The sequence below is a fragment of the Microbulbifer variabilis genome, assembly GCF_056232115.1.
In genome coordinates, this window is the sequence record NZ_CP174325.1 from 4,308,087 (window position 1) to 4,330,903 (window position 22,817).

Consider the following 22,817-nt stretch of genomic DNA (forward strand, 5'->3'; position numbering starts at 1 on the left):
ACAGCTCCGTCACAAACCGCGACCGTTCCCCGAATAACAAGCCCTAACCGGTACCCGAATTCATGCTGAAGCCGGCATTTCCCGCTCTCGAAATATTTGCGCAGCTGCCCCCCGGCGGACTGCTGCTCACCCCCAACAACCGTCTGCGCAACCGCTGCCAACAGGTGTTTGCCGCGCAGCAGTCGCCCGGTGCCTGCTGGGTGCCGCCGCCGGTGGAGTCCCTGCGCAGCTGGCTGGACAAGCTCTGGTTCCAACTGCAACAGCGCAACTGGCAGCCCGCCTTGCAGCAGGTATTGAATCGCGAGCAACGGCAATTACTCTGGCAGCGCGCCCTGGACGAATCCCTGGACCGGCAACTGCTCAACAGCCAGCAGTTGTGCCGGGATGCCGATAGCGCCCTGGCGCAGCTACTCCAATGGCAGCTGATTTCCGACCTCTCGCAAATAGATGAAGCGCTAACTCCCCTATTGGAACAGTTCGCACTCTCTATGCGCAGCGACGAACTGCCGCTGTGCGCCATGATCAAAGCCTTTGCCACTGAGCTTCAGGCCCACAGCGCCATCACCCCAGACCAGCGCGATCAATTGATCCTGCGCGCATTCCAGGAAGGCACTCTGGAACCCGTCGCGCAAATAGATACCGCCGGCTTTGCCCAGATTTCGCCCCTCGCCAATGCCCTGATTCACGCAGGTGCCGCAGCCGTTAATGAAAGGCCGGGACTTACCCAGCAGAGCGAGCTGTCCGTAGCCGCCTGCGCCGATTTGGATGAAGAACTCTACCAAGCAGCTCTTTGGGCCGGACAAAAGCTCGCCGAAAACCCCGGCCACAGCGTTGGCATAGTGGTGAATAATCTGGGCCAGTGCCGCGCCCAGGTGGAAGCGGTATTTTCCCGCGTACTCGAACCCCAATACCTGGACCCGCAGCAACCGCGCTACACACTGCCGTTTAACTTCTCCGCCGGTACGCCCCTGGCACAGACACCGGTCGGCAGCGCCGCCCTACAATTGCTATCGCTACTGCAAGACGAATGGGATTACCCCCAATTGCAAAATATCTTGTTCAGCCCCTTCTGGGGTGACGACAGTGAAACCTGGCTGCGCAGCGCCCTGTTCCGCCGTTTACAAAAACTGGAACTTCGCCGCATCGACGGCGCCACCCTGCGCTACTGGGCCGAACGCACCGCAGAAGTGCTCCACTTGGAATCGCCGCAACTGCCCCGCCAGCTGGAACAAATGGCCGAACGCGCCCGGCGCTGGCAGCGAGCGCCCGCTGAAATTTGGGCCGCGCGCTTTTCCGAAACACTTAGCGCATTAAATTGGCCCGGCAACCGCAACCCAGACAGCCAGGAATACCAGCAGCTGATGCAGTGGGAATCCATCCTGGAAGAGTTCGCCGCACTCAGTGCCTGCGGTGGCAACCTTACTCTCACCCAGGCCCTGCAATTGCTGCGTCAGATTGCCAGCCGCACCCCCTTCCAAGCGGAAACCCGCGATGGCCCCTTACAAATTCTCGGAGTACTGGAAGCCGGCGGCCTTGCCTTCGATCACCTGCGCCTGGTCGGCTTCGGCCAACAGCAATGGCCGCCGGCCCCAGCGCCCAATCCGCTGTTGCCGATTCAATGGCAAAAACACTGGAAGATGCCCCGCGCCAGCGCCGAGCGGGAATTGGAACTGGCCCGCGAACTCACCGCCGACCTGCAGAATGCCAGCGGCGATATCGTCGTGAGTTACACCTGTGAAGAAGACGGTGTGCAGCAGGGGCTGAGCAGCTTGTTTGAAAGCCCGCAACAAGCCCAGCACTTTGCCGAAGGCGCCCTGCACAATCACTACAGCCAACTGGCGCAAGCCTGCCAGCTGGAAAAAATCGAAGACAAAAAGCTACCGCCACTCACCCCCGCCGAATGCGAACGGGTGCGCGGCGGTGCCTCGGTGCTCAAGGCCCAGGCCCTGTCCCCATTAAATGCGCAGTTGCGCTTCCGCCTCGGCGCCAGCAGTTTTACCCAACCGGATATCGGCCTCGGCCCCGCCGAGCGCGGTAATGTGGTGCACCAGGTGCTGGCAGAATTCTGGCAACAGTGCGGCACCCTCGCACAACTGCAAGCCATGGACGACGAGCAAAGCCAAGCGCAAGTCGAGCGCGCGGTGGAACGGTCCCTCGGCAGTGTGCGCAAAAAATACAATCACCTGCCAATTGGATTTTGGGCCATGGAAAAGCAGCGCCTGGAGCGCCTGCTGCAACAATGGCTGTCCGTGGAACTGGACAGGCCCAACTTCTCCGTAGAGAAAGTCGAATGGGAACAAGCCGTGGAAATCGGCGGGCTGCACTTTAACCTGCGCCTGGATCGATTGGATCAACTCGCCAGCGGCGAGCAACTGGTAATCGATTACAAAACCGGTATTCCCAGTATTCGCGACTGGCTTACCCAGCGTATCCGCGAACCCCAGCTGCCGCTCTACGCCCTATTCCAACCGGACGCCCACGCCATCGCCTTCGGCCAGGTGCGCAACGGCGACTGCAAATGGAATGGCTGCGGAGACCTGGAGCACGCCATTACCGGCATTAAAGCCGTCGGCGATACGGAAAAGGAATCCCCCTACGGCACCTGGAGCAATCTGGTGGAGCACTGGCGCTACAGCCTGGAATCCCTCGCCACCGAATATCGCAGTGGTGTAGCCACCCTCGCCTTTGATCGCCCCACCGATAACAACAGTGAACTCTGGCCCCTAAACCGCTGGCCGGAAAGGGAGCAAATAACCGAATGAACGAAGTCGTGACCACTCCCGCCCTGCGCCGCCCCATCGATGCCGACGCCCGCAGCCAAGCCCTGGATATCAGCCGCAGTTTTGCCGTGTCCGCCCCGGCGGGCTCCGGTAAAACCGGCTTGCTCACCCAGCGCGTATTAAAGTTGCTCGCCGCCTGCCAGCAGCCAGAAGAAGTGTTGGCCATTACTTTCACCCGCAAAGCCGCCGGTGAAATGCGCGAGCGCCTGATCGACGCCCTGCACAGTGCCCGCGACCAAGCCCGGCCAGACAACCCCCACGATGCCATCACCTGGGATTTGGCCCGCGCCCTACTGGAGCGGGATCGCGAACTGGAATGGGAACTGCTGCAAACACCCCAGCGCCTGCGCATTCAAACCATCGACGGCCTCTGCCGCAGCCTCGCCAGCCAACTGCCGATCGAAAGCGGCCTGGGCGCACCGGGTGAACCCCTGGAGCGCACTCAAATCGCCTTCGAACTGGCCGTAGTGAACCTGCTCAAACACCTCGATGGCGAAACCCCAGACGCAGACCTACAGCAACTACTGCTCCACCTGGACAACGACCTGGACCAGCTCAATAAGCTACTGCGTATATTGCTGGACAAGCGCGAGCAATGGCTCGGCCCACTCTTGAGCGTTAACTTCGACGGCGCCCAGGATTATTTCCATTTTGTTATCGACGAACTGGTAGCAGAAAAGCTGCAAGACCTCACCACAGCCCTCGGCAGTTATGCCGGGGAACTGCTGGAGCTGGCCAGTTATGCCGGCGGCAATTTACAAAAGGAAAACCCCAGCCACGGCCTGTGCCTCTTCGCCGAACTGGACGATTTCCCCAGCACAGATAGCAGCGGCCTGCCCGCCTGGCTCGCCCTCGGCAGCCTGCTCCTCACCACCACCGGTGATCTGCGCAAAGGCGGCGGCATCAATAAAAAACTCGGTTTTGGCCTGCCAGATAAAAAAGATCCCGAGCGCCCCATCGCCGAAGAATACAAACAGCGCATGAAAGACCTGCTGGCAGAACTGGCCGGCAACGAACCACTGCTCTCCGCCCTGCGGGAAGTGGGCAAACTCCCCAGCGGGCTGCAACAGAGCCAATGGCAACTGCTGCAAGGGCTCGCCCAGGTACTGCCCAAATTGGTCGCCGAACTAAAGCTGGTATTCCAGCAACTGGGCGCCACCGACTATACCGAAGTGGCCCAAGCCGCACTGATCGCCCTGGGCGATAGCGACAACCCCACAGACCTGGCCCTAAAACTGGACCTGCAAACCCAGCATATTCTGGTGGACGAGTTCCAAGACACCTCCCACACCCAGCTACAACTGCTGGAAAAACTCACTGCCGGCTGGCAGCAGGGAGACGGCCGCACCTTATTTATTGTCGGCGACGGCATGCAATCCTGTTACGGCTTCCGCAATGCCAACGTGGGTATTTTCCTGGATGCGCGCGAACGCGGTATCGGTGAAGTGCCCCTGGAAGCCCTCGACCTCCAGGTAAATTTCCGCTCCGAAAGCGCAGTGGTGAACTGGGTCAACGAGACTTTCCAAAGGGCCTTCCCGCAAGCAGACAATATCGGTCGCGGCGCCGTGCGCTATCTGCAATCCGTAGCGTTTAAAGGCAGCAAATGGGCCGAGCCCTCGGTGAATTTCTACGGCTGCATTGATGACGAAGACCGCAACCGCGAAGCCGCCCAAGCGGTTGAGCTGGTGCAGCAATTACAAGCGCAAGATCCGGAAAGCCGCATCGCCATTCTGGTGCGCAAGAAAAAACATCTGCAAAAAGTTCTGCCGGCCCTAAGCGCCGCCAATATCGCCTTCCAGGCCCCAGAGCTGGCGCCGCTCGCCAGTAAAATGGTGGTGTTGGATTTACTCAGCCTCACCCGCGCCCTGCTCGATCCCAGCGACCGCATCAGCTGGCTGGCCGTACTCCGCGCCCCCTGGTGCGGACTGCAACTGCCAGACCTTTACACCCTGGCCAACTGGGGCAATGGAGATATCACCGTAACCGACACCAGCGCGCGCCCATTATTAATGGCCTTGCAGGAAGTGGAAGATATCGCCCTGCTCAGCGATGAAGGGCGCACACGCCTGGCCCAAGTGGCTCCCAAACTGCTGCTCGCCTGGCAACAGCGCGGCCGCAAACCCCTGCGCACCTGGATTGAAGGCCTCTGGCTGGAACTGGGCGGCCCCGCCACCGTAGCGCAAAAATCTGACTTAAATAATGTGCAGGATTTTCTGCAATTATTAGAAGCCTTCGATACCGGCGGAGCCATTACCGACTGGCAACAGTTCACCTTGGCCCTGGAACAGCTCTACGCCCGCCCCGCCCAGGATGCCAAAGTGCAGGTGATGACCATTCACAAATCCAAAGGGCTGGAGTTCGAACACGTACTGATCCCAGGCCTGGATCAGGGCGGCAAACCCGGCAGCGACCAACTGCTGCGCTGGAGCGAATGGCTCAGCCGCGAAGGCGAAAGCCGCTTCCTGCTCGCCCCCAAAAATGCGCGCGGCGGCCGCGACCCGGTTTTTGAATACCTGAAGCACGACAACAGCGAACGCGAACGCCTGGAAGGCACCCGCCTGTTGTATGTAGGTTGCACCCGCGCCATCCGCTCGCTGCATCTTTTGGCCTGCATCAACCGGGATGAAAAAAAGGGCCACCTAAAAGCCCCTGGCAGTGCCGCCCTACTCGCCGGTATCTGGCCCAGTGTTTTGCACCATCAGGAAAGCGACTGGTGCCACTGGCTGGAAGCGGAAGAACCCCTGCTAAACCAAGACGAAGCCAGCAGAGATTACGACTACCTACTGCGCCTACCCAACCAATGGCAACCCCAAGCCATGCCCCGGCAGGAATGGCTGGCCCAATACCGCATGCCAGACTACCAACCCAAAACCGAGGAAGAAGACAATATTCCCGAACTGGGCCAGGTTGCCCTGCGCTGGTTGAAACACGCCGGCACCGTAGCCCACGAAACCCTCGCCACCATTGCCGAGACCAATATCAACGACTGGACACCAAGTAAACTGGAAGCCCAACGCCCCCTATGGCAACTGCGCCTGAAACAGTTGGGGCTATCCGCCACCAGCCTGGACCGCGCCGCCGAGAAAGTGGAGATCGCTGTACTCAACAGCCTCAACTGCCCCACCGGCCGCTGGCTATTGGATGGATCATTAAGGGAATCTGCCTGCGAACTGGAATTGCACAGCGGCGGCCGACAGTTACGCCGCTCCATTGTGGACCGCACCTTTATCGATAACGAAGGCACCCGCTGGATTGTCGACTACAAAACCGCAGAGCCCAGCGGTGAGGAAAACCAGGAAGAGTTTATTGCGGCTCAGCTGGAGCAGTATCGGAATCAGTTGGAGAATTACCGCAAGCTCTTTTATGCGCGGGGGGAGCGGAATATTCGGTGTGCTTTGTATTTTCCGTTGATGCAGAGGTTGGCAGAGTTGGCTTAGAGTAGGACAAGAATAATACTTAAGTTGAAATCTGCTCTTTTTAATATCCAGTAGTAACTGAGGATCTGAGAGTCCTCTAATGAACCTAGAACGCCCCTAAATTTAACTTGCCCCTAAAGAGGGGCATAATCCTCGAAGAAAAGTTAATTATAAAAACTGTAAAATAGAAAACTAGATCTGTATTGTTACTATGACTAAACAATGCCACGTACCACTGTTTATTATAAATCTTTAGTGCGCAAATCATAAATTTCTTTAAAGTACTTTTTTGAAATTTTTGTATAAAAATCTGGCACAACGTAGTGACAATAACTTAAATGTCCCAGCAGCGATGCTTCTTCTTCCGGATCTAGAAGCCCCTTCCTATATAAACTCAAAAGCAGCCTAATATGATCTTTTTGCTTCTTGTGAATCGTTATATGCCCACTAGTACATCTCTTCAGGCCTGTCACAGAAGCAGTCCCCCCGGTGCTACTGCCAAATCTCGTTTTGCTGTGATTGACCCTGACATCTGGAGACTTTGTTTCCTTGATAAGCGCAATAATCTCCTTATAAATCTCTTTGCATGCTCCTTTTTTATTCGTCGACAATACAAGATCATCAGCATATCTCGTATAAATTACCTTTCCATATCTTTCATCAGCTATCAAAGCTGTGACCTTAGAATCAAATTCGCGCATAACAATATTACTTATGACTGGCGAACTAGGATAGCCAATGGCTAACCGGTCATCTTTGTAAAAACACACACTTCGTATTAACTTCTCAGCCTCTGCATTCAATACCCATTCAGGCCTGACTGCGTCATGCCATTCTTTTAGAATCGGAGAAAAATCACTAAAAGAAATACTTGGGAAAAAATTTTCTAGATCCATCTTTAAGAAGAATCTATTTGAGCGATGCTTATTCGCATTGTGAAGTATTGATATACCTTCCCTATATGCCATTGAAGCATCGTGCACAGACATTCTATTGAAGACACTGTACATTAACCAATATTGAATGGTCTTTAGTTTTTTAGACGGATGATAAATCTCTCTATCCCCACCAGATTTCTTTCTAACACGAAATTTCTTCACGTGAGCGTGAGCCACACTAAGCGCCTCATTGATCAAACCTTCAGGTATTGACAGATCATCAGCTATCGCTTCTTTAATACGCATATAATCTTTCTCGATACCCTTTCAGAGCATAATTCCTAAAGGTCGATATGTACTTTGATATATCAAACCGAAAATCATAATATGTTTTATTTAACTTACTTCTGTAGAGCCCCTGCTTATTTCTTTCTATCGATTCAAATGAAGATAAAATAGCTAACAAATGCGTAACCTTATTGTAACTATTATCTCTACCAAAAATTAGCTTCAAAAGCTCGATCAACTCTTTGTGCAATATTGGCCCCGACAAGTATATGAGATCATGGATAAACATCGCTGACTTTTTATCAAATTTTTTTGATGGGTTTAAACTATCAAGATCAACAGCCTTCCCTGTAGATTTAATGGGATCTTTAAATAATTCATATATTTGATGAAAAGTATCACCAATAGCATCTCTATTCGTAACACCATCCCTACTCATTTTGTAGTAGACAATCCTCTCACTCCCCGACTTCTCTTCTATCGCCTTTATAGGACCCAGATTTATAAATGACTCTTCTTTTTTAAACTCCAGGCTATTGATTACGACAAGCTTACTTCTCAATTTATCATGCGAAAATGCTCCGAGCTCTGCAAACGCACTTGGACTCTCAAGAATTATCAATATATAATCAGAAAAATCTGATATTAAATTTTCCACATCTAATATATTTCCTTTATGCCCTTCATCCTTTAAGGTGGAAAACATTTTTTCCGCAAGAAAAAAGTGAGTATGAGGCAAGTGAGCCTCAGAAAAGTCCATCAAAGCTCTTCGCCGCTCTGATATCTCTTTGAGATTTTTGTTCGCACCGCAGAGGAAGACAAATTTTGATATATTTGATGGAAGATAGACGTGGGAGTGGCTTATTGCTTTTTGTAAAGCATAAACCCTATCATGGAGCAATTTTTTTGTTTTTATTTCATTTAACATTAAAGTTATTGCCTACTTAGAGCATGCGTTACTTCCAATATAGGAAGACGCTGACTAGCGTCTTCCTATATTGGAAGTAACGCCAGAAAGCTAAAAATTCAAGGCAGAATGTGACTCACATCCCGATGGGGTCTCCCCCATAACTGCTAGGCAACGCTCAGATTCTAACTCCATACCATTTATATTTCAATAAGAGATTTTTATATCCCAGGCGTGTAATGTAGGTTTAGCCTAAGGTACGTAGTAATCGAAAAAATTCATATCTCGTAGCGTGCAAAGCCATACCATCGGCACCTGAAAACACCACAAGCATTGCAAGACTCAGAGCAAACTTAGCTACTAGACTGCCAGACAACGTTAAGCACAGTAACATCAAGTTCAAATTTTTTAGCAATTAACTGTCCACCTCAAGAAGAATTGCAATTTTAATTATTTCTAGCGATCAACTATTTCTGAGCAGTAAGTTAAGTTTTCTTCCGCTTTTATAGGAGGAACCGGTACACAAGTCTATTTTCGATATATCTAAGTCCTCGACCATTGCTCTCTTATTCTTATGAGGACCAGGTTGCTTACACGCCACGCCCACCTCACTCATGAGTCTTCGGACTTTAAAGCATCCGATTGGTATCCCCTGCCACAAAGTAAAGCTACGATTGTGCGATTTTCAGCCGAGCTGCGACTGCACTCGAAGAGCTCAATGACTATGGAGCGGAGTTGCATTCTGGGTACATCAGCGGAGTGCTTCTTCCTATATTCGTAGTAGCATGATCGAGGTACTTCAAAAGCTTTACAGTCCAGTTCCACGGACTCCTGATCACTTAATCGATCTATCAACGCATACGATTCATCTCGTCGAACATCAAGAGTAAAAACTAACAATCCTGGATATCAGCCAACCCTATCGAAAAAAGCGAGAAATTGTACCAAGCACGGAACCCAAATGAGCAGCCGGAAAGCCTGGCTTTCACTGCCGAGTTTTAATTAAATATAGGCGCGCAAGTTTCCTTATTGAAATATATTAAGTTTCATTTGGTGTCACCGTTGAGTAAAATCGACTGATATCTATCAGTATGACGGGTTACGATTAAACAAATTTCTACGGTCGCTATCCTTTAATTAAGACCCCTAAATTTCTATAGCGCACACACTTTCAATAGGAGAAGCATAAAGTGAGGTAAGAATAGAGAAAAGGCGCTGACCCAAGGTGCTGCAACACCAGGGGCCAGCTAACCAAATTGATAATCAGACTATCAAGATGGCTGTATGCATACTACGCTAGAAACCCGCTCGTCTTCAATAAAGTGGAGCACAATCAGCAGCTTGGAGCGACTACCCAAGCTCTGGGAGCCTAGCGCCCGCCTTTTCCTATTCTGCGCCCACCGCCCCCGCGCGCCCCCCACTCTTCCACCAAGTATCACTTACCAAGCTTCCCCACCAAGGAATGCTCACCCACAGCTTGAGTATCGTTAGGAAGAAAACATGTTGATCCTAAAGCGCCGAACAGGCGAGAACCTAAGAATTGGAACGAATGTCTCGATCACAGTGTTGGAAGTGAAGGGAAATCAAGTAAAGATAGGCATCCGCGCCCCCAAATCCCTCCCCGTCCATCGTGAAGAGATCTATGTGCGTATCGAGAGAGAACGAAAAATAAGCAACGGAAGGCGTTGAGGAAAGGTTTTCCAAGGAAGGAGGCTCCACCTCAATAAAGTCGCTATTAATAGCTAGTTATCTTCGAGGTATAGGGCAGTGAACTTACATAGCCCTCTTTACAACTACAAAAATTCACCTCTCCACAGAAAGGTAAAAGTCAACACAAATTCGATCGAACAAGCAGTATAACTAGTTCGCAGAAGACTGTGGTCGTTTTTTAACCTATTCTTCTTCATCACTACGATCTATCAGGTTTTCCGGTGAGCCCAAAGTGCTATCTTTTTCAAGCTCTTCCTTAATATCTTCAGGAAGTGGCTTGAACAACTCTTTTGCCCTCTCTTCGGCTTTCTTTTTTGCCTGTTCGTATCTTTCTTTATCGTTCATAAGTCTCTTACCAGATAATGTGGATTGCCTTTCTTTGAACCAACCAATTTAAACCCACCATGAGACATATAGTACTTTATGATCTTGTCATTCATAGGCTCCATGATGCGAATTTTCTTTGCACCAATTAGATCCCCATAAATTTCATACGCCAATAGAGAAATACTGAACATTTCACCGGCGTATGGACAATTTTTAGGGGCTCTCTCTATAAAATCTAAACGCATTTCGGTGCCCTTGAATGTAGGGCGACCAAGGGACATTGAACATAGAGTATTTCCTAACCAAACTGACATATCGAATGACTTCGGGTAGAAAATCTTATAGCTCCGGGAAAATTCCCAATCCCATGAAACCTTTCGTTCAGCAGTATCCTTCCAAGCCTGGAAAGCATTTAAGGTTTTGTGGTCTATACCTTCAACATTTAGAACGCCCTTCAGGTTTCCGGGCAGGCTTTCTTTTGCTATATCTCTTGCTTGCGCTCGAAATACATCATACCGTTCTAACGTTTCCTTATGTGACGGCTGCATGTTTCCTCCTTAAATATGCTTACTGAGATTAATGATAATCATTCAGCTTTAGGTAACCAACTCTAGCTGGTCACCAGCACTTTCGTGTTTAAGATCTGAGTTATTAGCAATACCAAATGGAATATGCACCATAGGTATATCACCAGTATCTGACTTAAGGTGACTTCTTTGGTCATCAAAAAACATGTGAGGTTTAAGCCTGGTTAATATCCTCTCTTTTACCATCCCACCTAAAAAGAACATTTCATTAGCACTTACCCCCCAATCTTCAAGAGTTGTAATGACCCTTTCATGAGCAGGTGCATTTCGGGCAGTTACAATCGCAGTCCTAAGTATACGCTTATAGTTTCGGTCTCTTTCAACCTCTTTATCCTCTAATTCTTGTAGAGAGGATAACTTTTTAAATAGATCTGCCAGCGGCCCCGGTTGATGAGGAATTGCAGACTTTTTTACTTCATATTCATGAAACTCTGGTAAGTCCCCATCTTTGAATATGGCTTCCGCCTCATCATCAGCAATCACACCATCAAAATCGAATGCAATTCTTAACTCATCATCACCATCATCGTTCACAATCTTGCTAGGCAATACAACACCAGCAGGGAATCCTGCATCTATTGCATTTTGGACATCAACTTCATTTGCTGAAAGAAAGAGTGATGCATTAAACGCTGGAACATACTCATAAGGAGACTTCCCTTCGACAAAAGCTGCCCTAGAAATATCAAGCTCATAGTGTTTAATAGAGCGGAATACTCTTTTGCCTGTAGTAGCAGAATTCCTCGATAATAAAACCACTTCAACCGGGACCTCATCCTTAAATCGCTGATTTACCTGAAGGAACCGTCGGATAAATGGAAAAGCAACACCTTTTTTAAGAACATTATTCAGATTCGCTTCTTGAAATTCTTTGTAGGCTTTTGGGCCTTGATTTTCGAAAACGGCATTTGATTCTGACAGGTCAAACAATGCACTCGATGATACTGCTATCACAAGCTTACTTTCGATTGGATATGGCATCAACTATCCTTCAGGTTGATTAGGCGTCCTGCGCAGCCACCGCAGAAGCGGTACCATGCAACCATGGACATCCACTAATAAAAGTATAAACCGGCAAGACTCATAATTGAACAAGGAAACAGCACAGAAGATAAAGATGTATTAAGAAATATAAAACCAAACAAATTATTTATAATAATTTAATTAACATGTATTTATCTTTCTTGGTTTCTATATTCTGCGTGTACTCAACAATTCTGGACACCCACCAAATAGAGTGGCGAGCACGGCAACAGAAGCCAGATTAGAAAATTGACATTGGTCATACAAGAGTGATTTAAATTCAACAGGTTATAGTGAAATACCTACTCAGGAAGAATAGCCCCCCTTTCCTATTCTGCACTACTGCAGCCATTCCCCATCCGAAAAGCATTGCTTATCAAACTCGCCCAACAAGGGATACCCACCCACAGCTTGTATACCACTAAGAAGCAAATAAGTTGACCATAAAGCACCGAACCGGCAAAAGCCTTTAAGCTGGAACTAATCTCCTATTTACTGCACTGGGATTGAAAAGCAGTCAAGGAAAGTTAGACATGCACGTGTCCAATTCCCTTCCTAGCGATTGCGAAGCGACCTATGCACTCACAAAAAGCGGACAATGACAAGAGCTGGGGGCAAATTCGCTAAGGAAGGAGGTCCGAACCCAAGCTTTCACTTCCATGAATCATGAATATGGAAGCTGGCGAGGTAAGCCATCTTCGAAGGCGTACTAACACGCCCCCCGGAGCCGGCTTTCCATATATGAGATGGACACCTATCAACCTCAGCATAGGTGTAATCCTGCTGGATAACAATCACGTAAGCTGGTAGTAAAAGGTTCTAGCCTCTTGCGACTTCAAAGTCAGAATGACCAACGTATAACACGAATACTCCCACCCAAGCCACGTGACATCTACCTTTAGGTAGTGAATCACACAACGTAAGGTTACTAGCTAATAAATTAAGTTGGACAACACTTACTTGCTAAGTAATTTTACCCTCAAGCTTTTCTCGTTTTTCATGTAACTTGGCTTTAGTGCTTTTCAGGTCATTACTCTGGATAATGGCTCTTGCAAAGTGAAAACATACACCTGCGCCAATACCAAGTCCACCAAGACAGAGACCGTAAATTATGCTTCGAAATATCTCAGGTGGATTGAGAAAGTGAACCATTAATAGAAGTATGATTACAATAAAAAGTAAAAAGAAACAAATAAAAATTAGCGTAAGTGAACTTCTCAGCAGTTTAGTATTCCCTCTGCTCAACTTCTCGATAAACTCTTGATGAGAGTCTATCTCTTCAATTTTCTTTCGGATCTGATCTTCCCTAAAACGAATATATTTGATACCCGCTATTCCAGCGAAAAACGAAACTATAAAAGATATGACAATTACTTCTAGGCTCACAGTTTATCCTTATATATCGCTTTTACATAATGCTATAATCACGCACCTGTTAAGTAAACTACTTTATTACGAAACCTTGTCAACCTCAGGAAGCCTCGCCCTCCCATTTCCTATTCTGAGCCCATCACCCAACGCCACACCCCACTCTCCCTCCAATAATCACTTATCATGCTTCCCAACCAAATAGTATCATCTACAGCTTTAATATCAGCAGGAAACAACATATTGCCCCTAAAGCACCGAGTTGAAAAAACACTAGGAATTGGAGCCAATGTTTCAGTCATGATGCTGATAGCGAAAGGCAATCAAGTAAAGATAGGTATCCACGTCCCCAAGTACCTCTCTGCTCACCGAGAAGAGATCTATGTACGCATCAAAAGAGAACGAGAAGTAGGCAGCGGGAGGCGTTGAGAATAAAATATTCAAAGGAGGAGGTGTAGTGGTCCAGTAAACCCCTTGGCTTCATAGGGTAATCTACGTAAACTACTTTAAGCAGCCAAATAGAGCAATTCGCTTACAGCGATTCGACTTCCTTTACACTTGCTATCTTCATATGTATATCAATTAATGGAGATACAAACTCTAAACATTCTTCTGTAAAAAATTCACGTGATCTATTTATGCGGTAAGGATCGAAAATCTTGTGCATAGCCTGCTCAAGCTCACTATAGTTAGTAGTTTCAATTTCTTGAATAACTCGAAACCGATATGGAACACTAGTGTTGTATAACTGATTAATACGATTCTCTACAGTGCCTGTCGTTATGCCAATTTTCACAATCTCTTTTCTATTCTCGGTATAAAGGTTTGTTCCAAGTATATAAAGAGTTCCGATTCCCCGTTCTAAATTTTCTAAAACCTCTGTAGAAATAGTATCTTCCGTTCCATCAGTCTCAGCCGAATCTATAGCATTAGCACCAACCAAGAACACTTTCATAGGTTTCTGTGATCGATCTGAGTACATATCACTAGCATTTTTTTGAACTACATATATTTGCGCTAAAACTGCATGATCCAAATCTTTAAAATGTCCCTTTTCGACATTTTTCCTATGAGATTCCGTACCATACAATATTGGATAATTTTCTTTTATCAGATCTCGGATTTCCTGAGGAGTTAGGCCATCGGGATGTGCTGAGAGAAGATTTCTAACACCGTCACGGAATCTCATATGCGAACCTTAACAGTTATTAATGACCAGCATCTATATATCACCTTTTTCTGAATTTGCAAAGCTTCATTCTTAGTAATCCTGGATATCTAATAAAAGCTTATAGTTCTGGACACCCGCTTTCTAGAATGGTGAACAGGACAGCAGAAGCCAGATGATAAAATTAGCATTGAACCTATGGAAATCATTTAAACTCAACAAGTTCTAGTGAAATACCAACTCAGGAAGACTACCCCAACCTTTCCCTATCCTGCACCACTACGATCATTCCCCACCCGCAAAGTATTACTTAGCAAACTCCCCCATCAAGGAATACCCAAAATGAGCGCGAAGCAAGCACGTTGACCATAAAGCACTTAACCGGAGAAAGCCTGAGAATCGGGACAAATGTTTAAATCACAGCACTGAAAGTGAAAGGTAGCCAAGTGAAGATAGGCATCCATGCCCCCAAATCCCTCCCCATCCGTCGAGGAGGGATCTATGTCCGCATCGAGAGAGAACAAAAAGTAAGCAATGGAAGGCGCTGAGGGAAAGTTCTCCACGGAAGGGGGATAACACCAAGCCTCTGTTATTTAGCTATTTATTTTCTATACTTTCTTATAAATTAACACTCGTAGATGATCGAAGCCCCCGAGAGAGCCGTCTACTTATTAGGCGAGCAGACTCTAAAGCGGTCATCAATGCGCTTGCAACCATGATCAGAAATAACTTTTACAGCTACTGGATGCACTTCACAACTTACTGAAATGATTCAGGAATTTTTGGAACTTCCCGAACCTTACCATCGCGAAGAATAAAAGAAACAGACTTGCTCGCCATGGTAATTGGATTTACTTCAACCCACACCCAAATTTGGTCCTCACCTCGTGCAGTAACCGAGTAAGGGGAACCCATCATCTCAGTCAACTGAGCCTCCGTCATACCAACCTCAATCTGCCTCGCTTTCTGGAATTCAAATTTAGTTCCAGCACATCCGGTCAGAACGATCATTAGCGCAAATGAAATTATTATTTTTTTCATGCTTGCTTGGCATCCTATTCTAAAGGTAATTGTAAATATTACACTGTGGGATTAAGGTCATCCACCAAATAAAATAGAATTCTTAAGCTGACAGTAGTTTATCAGCCGGCTTTACGAAATGTTTAATTTCCATGCTATCAAGGCTGACCCTGAGATCTCACTGGCTTAGTAATACTTATTTCACCTAGCAAGGCTCCCAAACATATAATGCTCACCCACAACTTGAGTATCAGTCGGAAACAAACAAGTTGCACCTAAAGTACCGAACTTGAAAAAACTAAAAGTCGGAACGAACGCCACAACCACAGTAGTGAAAGGCAATCGAGTAAAGATAGCTATCCATTCCCCCAAGCCTTCGTTCCACCGCGAATGGGTTTATACACGTACTAAAATAGGTGATGGGAAGCGCTGCGCGCAGACTCTTATGAGGAGGAGACTTATCTACACTTCCACCCTTTATCTGGTATGATATAAAATATTGACGTCGTACAATCACCTATAAAGCAAAGGGAAATTGGATGCTTAATGACTTTGCGTGTCCCTCTTATTCTGTCTAGGTAGTAAAATAAATCTTGTATCTCTTCTGATATTTTCAAAGCCTATTCCTGCACTAAATATTTTCCAGCGCTCCAAGCCTCTCCACCCTGCAAAAATCTAACTTTAAGTTTAAATCTAGTTAGAATATTTGAGTCAAAACTTGGAATAAGATTCCATTTTCTACGATTTTGATTTGCGTTCTTCTTTTTCAATCTCATCATTAATTTCGACTTTACAATAAGAAGATAGAGAAAAACACGTATCACTAATAGCATTAAGCATTTCTTTAGCCCTATCTTGCCCCTTCACTCTACGAGCCTCCGGTATTGGCAGTAACTGATCATCTAACTAATGTATCCAAACCCGATTTATTTTCCTTCAGACTGACCCTATACTCGCTTGGCTTGTCATATGCAATGCTCTAATAAGCTCCGCACTACGGTCACTGATTTTATATTGTAATTGTTTCACATCACCCGCAATTTCATCACCTGCTTTCAGCACGTTACCGAGATTAGATTCATACGCTTCTCTATCTTTTTCTATTTCTGTTCTCAAAACTCCCTCTTGATAGCCCCAAAAAATATTTGACTGTCCATATATGCTACTAATAAATTCGCTCATTTCTGAATAGTAAATATCTACTATCGCTTTTGCTTCATGGAGTCTAGAGCAATTTTCAAGATACCTCTCCCTAAACTCCCGCAACTCCATATTAGAATCAGATTGAATAAAACTCATAGTCTGTGAGTTCTCCAATGCTATTTTGGAAAGTATCACGTGAAGGATTTCAAGTTTACGTCTTTCTAAAGAGACTTCAGATTTTAGACGCTCATCAAAGAGCCGATCTTCTTGTAGCTTAAGCTCTTTTTTTGCATTTAAACGGGCAATTTCTAACTGCTTTTTACCTGTTACCCTAGCAGTAATATATGCAGCTAGAGCACCTACAATAGCTCCTAAAAATATATACATTTCCTTTGGCATATTATCCCTATTAAACTGATTACAATTCTGGACACCCAATTTGAAAGTATAAACCGCCAGAGCTATCTAGCTGAAGAGCGGACTCAAATCGACTAACAATTCTGGACACCCACCAAACAGAGTGCGAGCAGGGAATCCAAATAAGAACATTGGCATTTGGCCTATAAAAGTGATTTAAATTCAATAGGTTATAATGAAATATCAACTCAGGAAAACTACCCCCTTCCCTGTTCTGCACCATTACAGCTGTTCCCCGCCCGCAAACACCTCTTATAAAACTCCCCAATAAGGGATACCCTCCTGCGGCTTGGATTTCAGCCTGAAGCAAGTAGGCTAATCATAAAGTAATGAACCGACGAAGGCCTTAAAATCGGTACGAATACCTCATTCACGGTATTGAGAGTGAAAGGAAATCAAGTAGAGATAGACATCCACTCCCCAATCCCTTGTCCTTTCACCACGATGAGATCTATGCGGACATCGAAAATGAACAAAAATTAAACACTAGCGGGGAGTTGATAGCAAATTTCTCATAGAGGAGGCCCTAACCAGGCCTCCTCTATGAGAATAGAACGTTATTTGAGAGCAAAGATACGGTAATTATATAACACCAAGGTCATATTCAAACGTTACAGCACAGTGGCACACATATATAGCTTCAATTAGCTTTTTACTTCGCTCAACGCTAATTTAGCCTCCTGTAAATCTATCCGAGCCTTGTGCCCGTGCTTTTGCAGTAGGTGGAGAAGGTTTGAACCATTCAAAAGAGTTAGTGGCTTCCCTTTAACAAATTCATAAGCATCGGGGCCAAAGTCTGCCGTTGTGACCAATATTCCCTTAGTTGCTCCCTCATTTACAGTCGTACCATACAAGTCTCTTACAGCGGATACACCAACGGAGTTGGTATATCTTTTTGCCTGAATAACGATTTTGCCTCCACGAATTGGGTCTGGGTCAAAAGCAACTGCATCGACCCCGCCATCTCTACTAGCCTGGGTGATTTTTACTTCTCCACCTCCAGACGCAAACTCTTTTTCGAATATCTCCCTGATAAGATTCTCAAAATCTTGCCAATCCATCGCAGCGAGATTATCACCATCTTCTAGACTATCAGCGACCTCGTAAGACGAGGTGAAACGCTTATCATTAGTATCAATAGTAACGATTGGGGCGATAGGAGATAGGCCGTGAAGTTTTGAACTACCCACTCCCTTTAGCTGCTTAAAACACGCCTTTGAATCAACGCGCTCAAGATTAATAGCCAAGAATTCATCTTTACTAGCCTGTAGAGAAAGTATGCAGGCATTAACCTCCTGCCCCGTCGCCTTATCAATAGAGTTAACCCATCCATTGAAGACAATTGAATCAATCGATTTTATTTGATCAGCTTCATAAAGCTCATGAATAGTTCGAAGAGCCACTTGATATAAAAGAGAATCGTAGAGTTTATTCAGAGCTGATTGAGAAATATACGATTCAGTGAATTCATCTCTCGAAGATACATACTTTACAGACTTAAGTGTTGGTAATAGCCCTATATCAGGGAGGCTATAATCTACTATCAACATTCTAGAGGGGTCTATATAGTCAAGGGACCATTCTCTTGGAAAATACTCAGGGTACTCTGAGTTAGATAAAACCATCTCACAGTAATCGATTAACGCATCAGAATTCGATGAAAAATAGAGTCCCTTTTGCTTTTTTATCTCTTGATTGCGGCTTTGTTGTTCTATTTCGTACGCTACTTTCTTCTCTTCCCATGTCTTTAGGTCTGAAGAGTACTTATCTGAACACTTTGTATTGATGAAGTTGACTTTTTCGACCTCAGCCTCCCAGTTACTGTAATCGCTTCCATAAACCTCGTCATTCCTTTTAAGATACTTATCTTTCAATAGTGGAATAATTTTTTCTAACAGGGTCATTTTCGGATTATATTTAGCCATATCCCTGGTTGGTCGAACAGGGAGACTTCTGATGCTAGGCTTCTTTGGCTTTCTTTCAGGATATGGCGCCTTGTCCAGAAGAGAATCCCAATCAATTGAATCGTCGATAGTAAGGGTATGAAGCAATGTCTTTTCTAGACGCTCTAAAGACTCAACCGCTTCATCAGTTTTTTCCTGGGCAAGTGCAATCTTTTGTTCTTTTGAACGAATCGCATCTTCCTTTTCTTTTCGCTTTTGCTCAGCTTTTTTCTTCTTACGCCACATCTCATCCCATGTCGCCTTCTGTGCAGCAGCTTTTTGCTCTACGACATATCTGTCTGTTCCCCGTATATGGCGGTATTTACCAAGGCCATTATGAACAACCTCAATCTCATAAAATTCTCTATTCGACATAAAAAATATTCCCTGGTGTAGAACAAACCCAAAATCTAATAGTTAATTCAGAATCAGCACCTATATATCACGCTTTTCTCTATAACTCCAAAGTTCGCTAGCCTAGTTACACAAGGGTACAGTGCCGGATCTCTATAATTCTGTATATTCTTCACTCTCTACCTTATGAGAGAGCACCTATGAGTCAAAAAGTTATTGGTTCTCTCCAAAAATGGAGGAAACTACCCTTTAATTCTGATACACGAAGTTAGACATAACTGACAAGGCCATCTTAACTTACATCTTTTGAGCGATCAGGATAGGAATCTACTCCCTGTTCCTCGCTTATCTTCACACGCCTACTCCACCCCAAAGAGACACCTATCAAGCATACCGCCAAGGAATTCTTACCTACAGTTTGAGCATCAGCAGGAAATAAATATGTCGATCCATAAGCGTCGAACCGAGGAAAACCTAAAAATTGGGGCGGATCTCAGTCACCGTGCTGGAATTGAAAAACAATCAAGTAAAGATAGGCTTCCATACCCTACAACCCTGCCCATTGATCGTGAAAAGATTAATGAGTGTGTAAAATATGAACAGGAGATAGGTAATAAAAGGCATTTAGAACAGATACCTTAGTCAGAGCCTTTAAAGACTGGTTAGCTTTGATCCCTAATAGGGTATCGTAGAAGTGTTTTTTCGATATCAGAAATAATTCTATTAAATTCACTATCCCCTAGTTCAAACACCACACTCCAATCCGATGCTGACAGGCCAAATTGCTTAAGGTCAAAACTAGGTTTAAGCTCATGGCTGAGACAAATTGATACTCTGACTGAACTATCTGTACATGCAAGAAACTTAAATTCCAAACAAGGTTCCGTAAAGGTGAGTTGAGCATATCTAGGTAATTTTCTTTCAGAAAGACATCTAAACCACTTTAAGATGCAATGTAATTCCGTAGCTTCGAGGGCGGGATCTATAACTTCATAGGTATCGTCATCCTGTTTGACAAGTATCCTAACAAAGCACCAATCATCTGTCGGACTATCCGGAAATTGATAGCCTTCGATAGATAGTTCTAGATCTACTCTATTTTCTACATTACTTAACTTAAACATATTTCTTTCGGATGCGTGAGGCAAACACTGTGATTAGCTAAAATGACTAACAAACTATTCTACTTTGCTATGAATTGCTTCCCTACCAGCCCCTTTTGGATACAAAAGCTGGTGAGAAGCATATCTTTTACTTAGTTTTTACATTCGTTTTTGTCAAAAGTAATTCTTTGTGAGCTTGTGACCCAATGGCCTGGGTTTTGCCGCGTGTCGAAACCGCAACCAGTTGTAGACCACTACATACCGCCTTTACTGCCCTTATGAACTTCTCCCGTTGGAGTATGTTTTACAGCCATGTGGATACCCTCCTCTAGGGTTGTGGTTAAGCTTGATGAGAATAAAGCCATATTCAAGAGCGGCTTATTTTGTGGAAGTTTACTAAATAATGGGAACTCCCGTGCGCCTCATTGACCCATTACTGTATTTAACACTAACACCCTCAAGGCGGTGGGTAGCTTTACTGAACCTGTGGAGCGAGCAGCTAAAGTCACAATGGACATCGATAGATGAATTATTATCTCTTAGATATTTGGCAATACTATTTGCCTTACCTTCAGGGAGATCTTCTCTTACATGAAGGCTAGCAACCGCCCCAGACTTATAAACTTCTCTCTTCACATGCTGAATTTTAATTTCAACGCCTGCACAAATAAAAATAAATTCAGCTGCCTCTAGTTCAATCTCATAAGGTGTCATATTGACAATTTGAAACCAAATATCACAGGTTGGATGCTCACATAGATTCACCGAAACAGAATCATGCCTAGCACGCACATCAAACAACACTAAGTCAGATAATCTTTTAGGTGTGAATATTTTTCTCAGCACGTACTTTGGTAGCCACTTAAGCCAGCGCCATATTTCCGTAATAGACAAGGTATCCAACTAACTCTCCGAAGCTATGTAATGGTGAGTTTACTTTACATAGGTGTGCCCTGGACACCCATCAAATAAAAGTATAAACCGCCTAGATCTATCGCTGAAGTGGAAATTAATTGAAATGTTAGGAATCATATAATCAAATTTATGTGAATAAAACAAAGGTTGAAGCAACTCACCAATCTACCGAGATCTAATATCAACCTACTCCTCCCTATCCTGCCCGTACCGCCATCGCGTTCCAATCCACCCTTCCTCAGCAGAAAAAACCATGTTGCCCATAAATCACAGAAATAACGAAAACCCAACATTTGGGACGAATGCCTCAACCACAGTTCTGGAATGTGAAAGGCATCCACGCCCCAAATCCCTTCCCGTCCACCGAGAAGAGAGATATGTATGAATCTAGAGGGAACAAAAAGTAGACAAGGAAGGGATTAGGAACAGATTCATCAAGGAAAGAGGTTTTATCACAACACTTGACTTTTATGAGATCAATTCAATAGGCAATATCAAGAGTTTTTAACTGCTTGGTCACCCGTAATATCACTCGAACCAACTGTCTCTTTCTTCAGCAACTCCGCAACTTTGTTGGCGATAGCCTCTTCCTGAGCCAACCAAATATTCGGAGCAGAATAACCAGCAAAAATTGATAGAGCCACGATTTTAGTTAAGGTTGCTACCGTTTCTTGTATAGCACCTACAAAATACAAGCCAAGTACTAAACCGAGTATGCCTCCAAGAATCATCCGTAGGCCAAGCCAAATCCCTCTGGCATTTCTCACATGCTCATTAGCAACAGTGAAATCATCTTCTTTGGTTGGGGGTTTGTGAGCTATCGTTTCTACGATTGCAAAAGCAAAGCTCCCGATGACCGCACCAATGGGGCAAAAAATAAGCAGTGCAATATCGTAGTTACTTAATCCTAATCCAAATAAACCCATAATTCTCCCCTGAAACACTTCAAATTAAATATTCCTAACTACGTGATTGACGAAATCCCTAATCACAAAATCTACTGCAGATATTGATAAATCCATTGTAGAAATAGGTTATCTTATGAAACACCAAAAGATCAACGTGGGTAGACGTTTGACTGTTTATAGCATGCGAAATCCTGGCCACCCACCAACATAGAGTGGCTAACAGGGTAACAGTAGCAAGATGGGGAAATGGCCTGGAACCATATAAAAATGTCATAAATTCAACAAGTTATCGTGAAAAACCAACTCAGAAACATTAGCCCCTATCCTATTTTGCACCACTTCGGTCACACTCTCCCCCCCGTAAAGCATCACTTACAAAACTCCCCTAACAAGAGATACCCACCCACGACTTGAGAATTAGTGGGAAGCGGGCAGGTTGACCTTAAAGCACCGAACTGACGAAAACCTAAGACTCGGTACGAATGTCTATATTGAGTGTAATAAACCTGCAACTAGTTACCTGTCAAAACTGCAAATGTTATGCTTTTACAATCAATAACAT

The 22,817-nt window shown here is 45.5% G+C and carries 20 protein-coding genes; 6 read left to right on the forward strand and 14 right to left on the reverse strand.

The features are described 5' to 3' along the window. Nucleotides 1-62: 62 nt before the first annotated feature. Nucleotides 63-2,762, forward strand: coding sequence for a PD-(D/E)XK nuclease family protein (locus ACJJI7_RS19165; RefSeq protein ID WP_444901488.1), 2,700 nt, complete (start codon nucleotides 63-65; stop codon nucleotides 2,760-2,762). After that, nucleotides 2,759-6,217 carry a UvrD-helicase domain-containing protein gene (locus tag ACJJI7_RS19170; protein ID WP_444901487.1) on the forward strand — a complete coding sequence of 1,153 codons (3,459 nt, stop codon included), beginning with the start codon at nucleotides 2,759-2,761 and terminating at the stop codon, nucleotides 6,215-6,217. The genes ACJJI7_RS19165 and ACJJI7_RS19170 overlap by 4 nt, the downstream gene beginning before the upstream one ends. Before the next feature lie 221 nt (nucleotides 6,218-6,438). On the opposite strand, the gene ACJJI7_RS19175 is transcribed toward ACJJI7_RS19170, so the two are convergent. Both ACJJI7_RS19175 and ACJJI7_RS19180 read right to left on the reverse strand, forming a co-directional pair. Next, complete coding sequence (locus tag ACJJI7_RS19175) at nucleotides 6,439-7,380, reverse strand: retron St85 family RNA-directed DNA polymerase (protein ID WP_444901486.1); 942 nt, start codon at nucleotides 7,378-7,380, stop codon at nucleotides 6,439-6,441. Continuing rightward, nucleotides 7,370-8,290, reverse strand: coding sequence for a retron St85 family effector protein (locus tag ACJJI7_RS19180; RefSeq protein WP_444901485.1), 921 nt, complete (start codon nucleotides 8,288-8,290; stop codon nucleotides 7,370-7,372). Before ACJJI7_RS19180 ends, ACJJI7_RS19175 begins: the two co-directional genes overlap by 11 nt. Before the next feature lie 1,479 nt (nucleotides 8,291-9,769). On the opposite strand from ACJJI7_RS19180, the gene csrA reads away from it, so the two are divergent. Next, entirely contained in the window at nucleotides 9,770-9,958 is a 189-nt protein-coding gene (gene csrA / locus ACJJI7_RS19185) for a carbon storage regulator CsrA (protein ID WP_282932586.1), read from the forward strand. Nucleotides 9,959-10,162: 204 nt separating this feature from the next. Here the strand turns inward: csrA and ACJJI7_RS19190 are convergent, their stop codons facing one another. The 4 genes from ACJJI7_RS19190 to ACJJI7_RS19205 all read right to left on the reverse strand — a co-directional run bounded on the left by ACJJI7_RS19190 (nucleotide 10,163) and on the right by ACJJI7_RS19205 (nucleotide 13,302). Further along, nucleotides 10,163-10,324: a hypothetical protein gene (locus ACJJI7_RS19190; protein ID WP_157954055.1), complete on the reverse strand. Its 162-nt coding sequence runs from the start codon at nucleotides 10,322-10,324 to the stop codon at nucleotides 10,163-10,165. Continuing rightward, nucleotides 10,321-10,854, reverse strand: coding sequence for a hypothetical protein (locus ACJJI7_RS19195; RefSeq protein ID WP_444901484.1), 534 nt, complete (start codon nucleotides 10,852-10,854; stop codon nucleotides 10,321-10,323). Before ACJJI7_RS19195 ends, ACJJI7_RS19190 begins: the two co-directional genes overlap by 4 nt. A gap of 48 nt (nucleotides 10,855-10,902) precedes the next feature. After that, a complete protein-coding gene (locus tag ACJJI7_RS19200; protein ID WP_444901483.1) occupies nucleotides 10,903-11,874 on the reverse strand; it encodes a 5'-nucleotidase in 972 nt (323 codons plus the stop codon). A gap of 1,005 nt (nucleotides 11,875-12,879) precedes the next feature. Further along, on the reverse strand, nucleotides 12,880-13,302 hold the full coding sequence (locus ACJJI7_RS19205) for a hypothetical protein (protein WP_444901482.1): 423 nt from the start codon (nucleotides 13,300-13,302) through the stop codon (nucleotides 12,880-12,882). Nucleotides 13,303-13,587: 285 nt separating this feature from the next. Here ACJJI7_RS19205 and ACJJI7_RS19210 point away from each other — a divergent pair, with 285 nt between their 5' ends. Further along, a complete protein-coding gene (locus ACJJI7_RS19210; RefSeq protein ID WP_475717145.1) occupies nucleotides 13,588-13,713 on the forward strand; it encodes a carbon storage regulator in 126 nt (41 codons plus the stop codon). Between the two features lie 103 nt (nucleotides 13,714-13,816). On the opposite strand, the gene ACJJI7_RS19215 is transcribed toward ACJJI7_RS19210, so the two are convergent. Next, nucleotides 13,817-14,473: a GIY-YIG nuclease family protein gene (locus ACJJI7_RS19215; protein WP_444901480.1), complete on the reverse strand. Its 657-nt coding sequence runs from the start codon at nucleotides 14,471-14,473 to the stop codon at nucleotides 13,817-13,819. Between the two features lie 425 nt (nucleotides 14,474-14,898). Between ACJJI7_RS19215 and ACJJI7_RS19220 the strand changes: the two genes are divergently transcribed. Continuing rightward, nucleotides 14,899-15,000, forward strand: a complete 102-nt coding sequence (locus ACJJI7_RS19220; RefSeq protein WP_475717098.1) for a hypothetical protein — start codon at nucleotides 14,899-14,901, stop codon at nucleotides 14,998-15,000. A 211-nt stretch (nucleotides 15,001-15,211) separates the two neighbouring features. Here the strand turns inward: ACJJI7_RS19220 and ACJJI7_RS19225 are convergent, their stop codons facing one another. The 4 genes from ACJJI7_RS19225 to ACJJI7_RS19240 form a co-directional block, all read right to left on the reverse strand. Further along, nucleotides 15,212-15,493: a hypothetical protein gene (locus ACJJI7_RS19225; protein ID WP_444901479.1), complete on the reverse strand. Its 282-nt coding sequence runs from the start codon at nucleotides 15,491-15,493 to the stop codon at nucleotides 15,212-15,214. Nucleotides 15,494-16,210: 717 nt separating this feature from the next. Further along, on the reverse strand, nucleotides 16,211-16,339 hold the full coding sequence (locus ACJJI7_RS19230; RefSeq protein WP_475717099.1) for a hypothetical protein: 129 nt from the start codon (nucleotides 16,337-16,339) through the stop codon (nucleotides 16,211-16,213). Nucleotides 16,340-16,408: 69 nt separating this feature from the next. Next, the gene (locus ACJJI7_RS19235; RefSeq protein WP_444901478.1) at nucleotides 16,409-17,014 is read right to left on the reverse strand and encodes a hypothetical protein; all 606 of its coding nucleotides are present in this window, start codon (nucleotides 17,012-17,014) and stop codon (nucleotides 16,409-16,411) included. Between the two features lie 662 nt (nucleotides 17,015-17,676). Then, entirely contained in the window at nucleotides 17,677-19,350 is a 1,674-nt protein-coding gene (locus tag ACJJI7_RS19240; RefSeq protein WP_444901477.1) for a restriction endonuclease, read from the reverse strand. A 420-nt stretch (nucleotides 19,351-19,770) separates the two neighbouring features. Here ACJJI7_RS19240 and ACJJI7_RS19245 point away from each other — a divergent pair, with 420 nt between their 5' ends. Next, entirely contained in the window at nucleotides 19,771-19,971 is a 201-nt protein-coding gene (locus ACJJI7_RS19245; protein WP_444901476.1) for a hypothetical protein, read from the forward strand. Nucleotides 19,972-19,991: 20 nt separating this feature from the next. On the opposite strand, the gene ACJJI7_RS19250 is transcribed toward ACJJI7_RS19245, so the two are convergent. The 3 genes from ACJJI7_RS19250 to ACJJI7_RS19260 form a co-directional block, all read right to left on the reverse strand. Next, a complete protein-coding gene (locus ACJJI7_RS19250) occupies nucleotides 19,992-20,453 on the reverse strand; it encodes a WapI family immunity protein (protein WP_444901475.1) in 462 nt (153 codons plus the stop codon). A 375-nt stretch (nucleotides 20,454-20,828) separates the two neighbouring features. Further along, a complete protein-coding gene (locus ACJJI7_RS19255) occupies nucleotides 20,829-21,335 on the reverse strand; it encodes a hypothetical protein (RefSeq protein WP_444901474.1) in 507 nt (168 codons plus the stop codon). Nucleotides 21,336-21,841: 506 nt separating this feature from the next. Continuing rightward, nucleotides 21,842-22,273: a hypothetical protein gene (locus ACJJI7_RS19260; protein WP_444901473.1), complete on the reverse strand. Its 432-nt coding sequence runs from the start codon at nucleotides 22,271-22,273 to the stop codon at nucleotides 21,842-21,844. Between the last annotated feature and the right edge of the window lie 544 nt (nucleotides 22,274-22,817).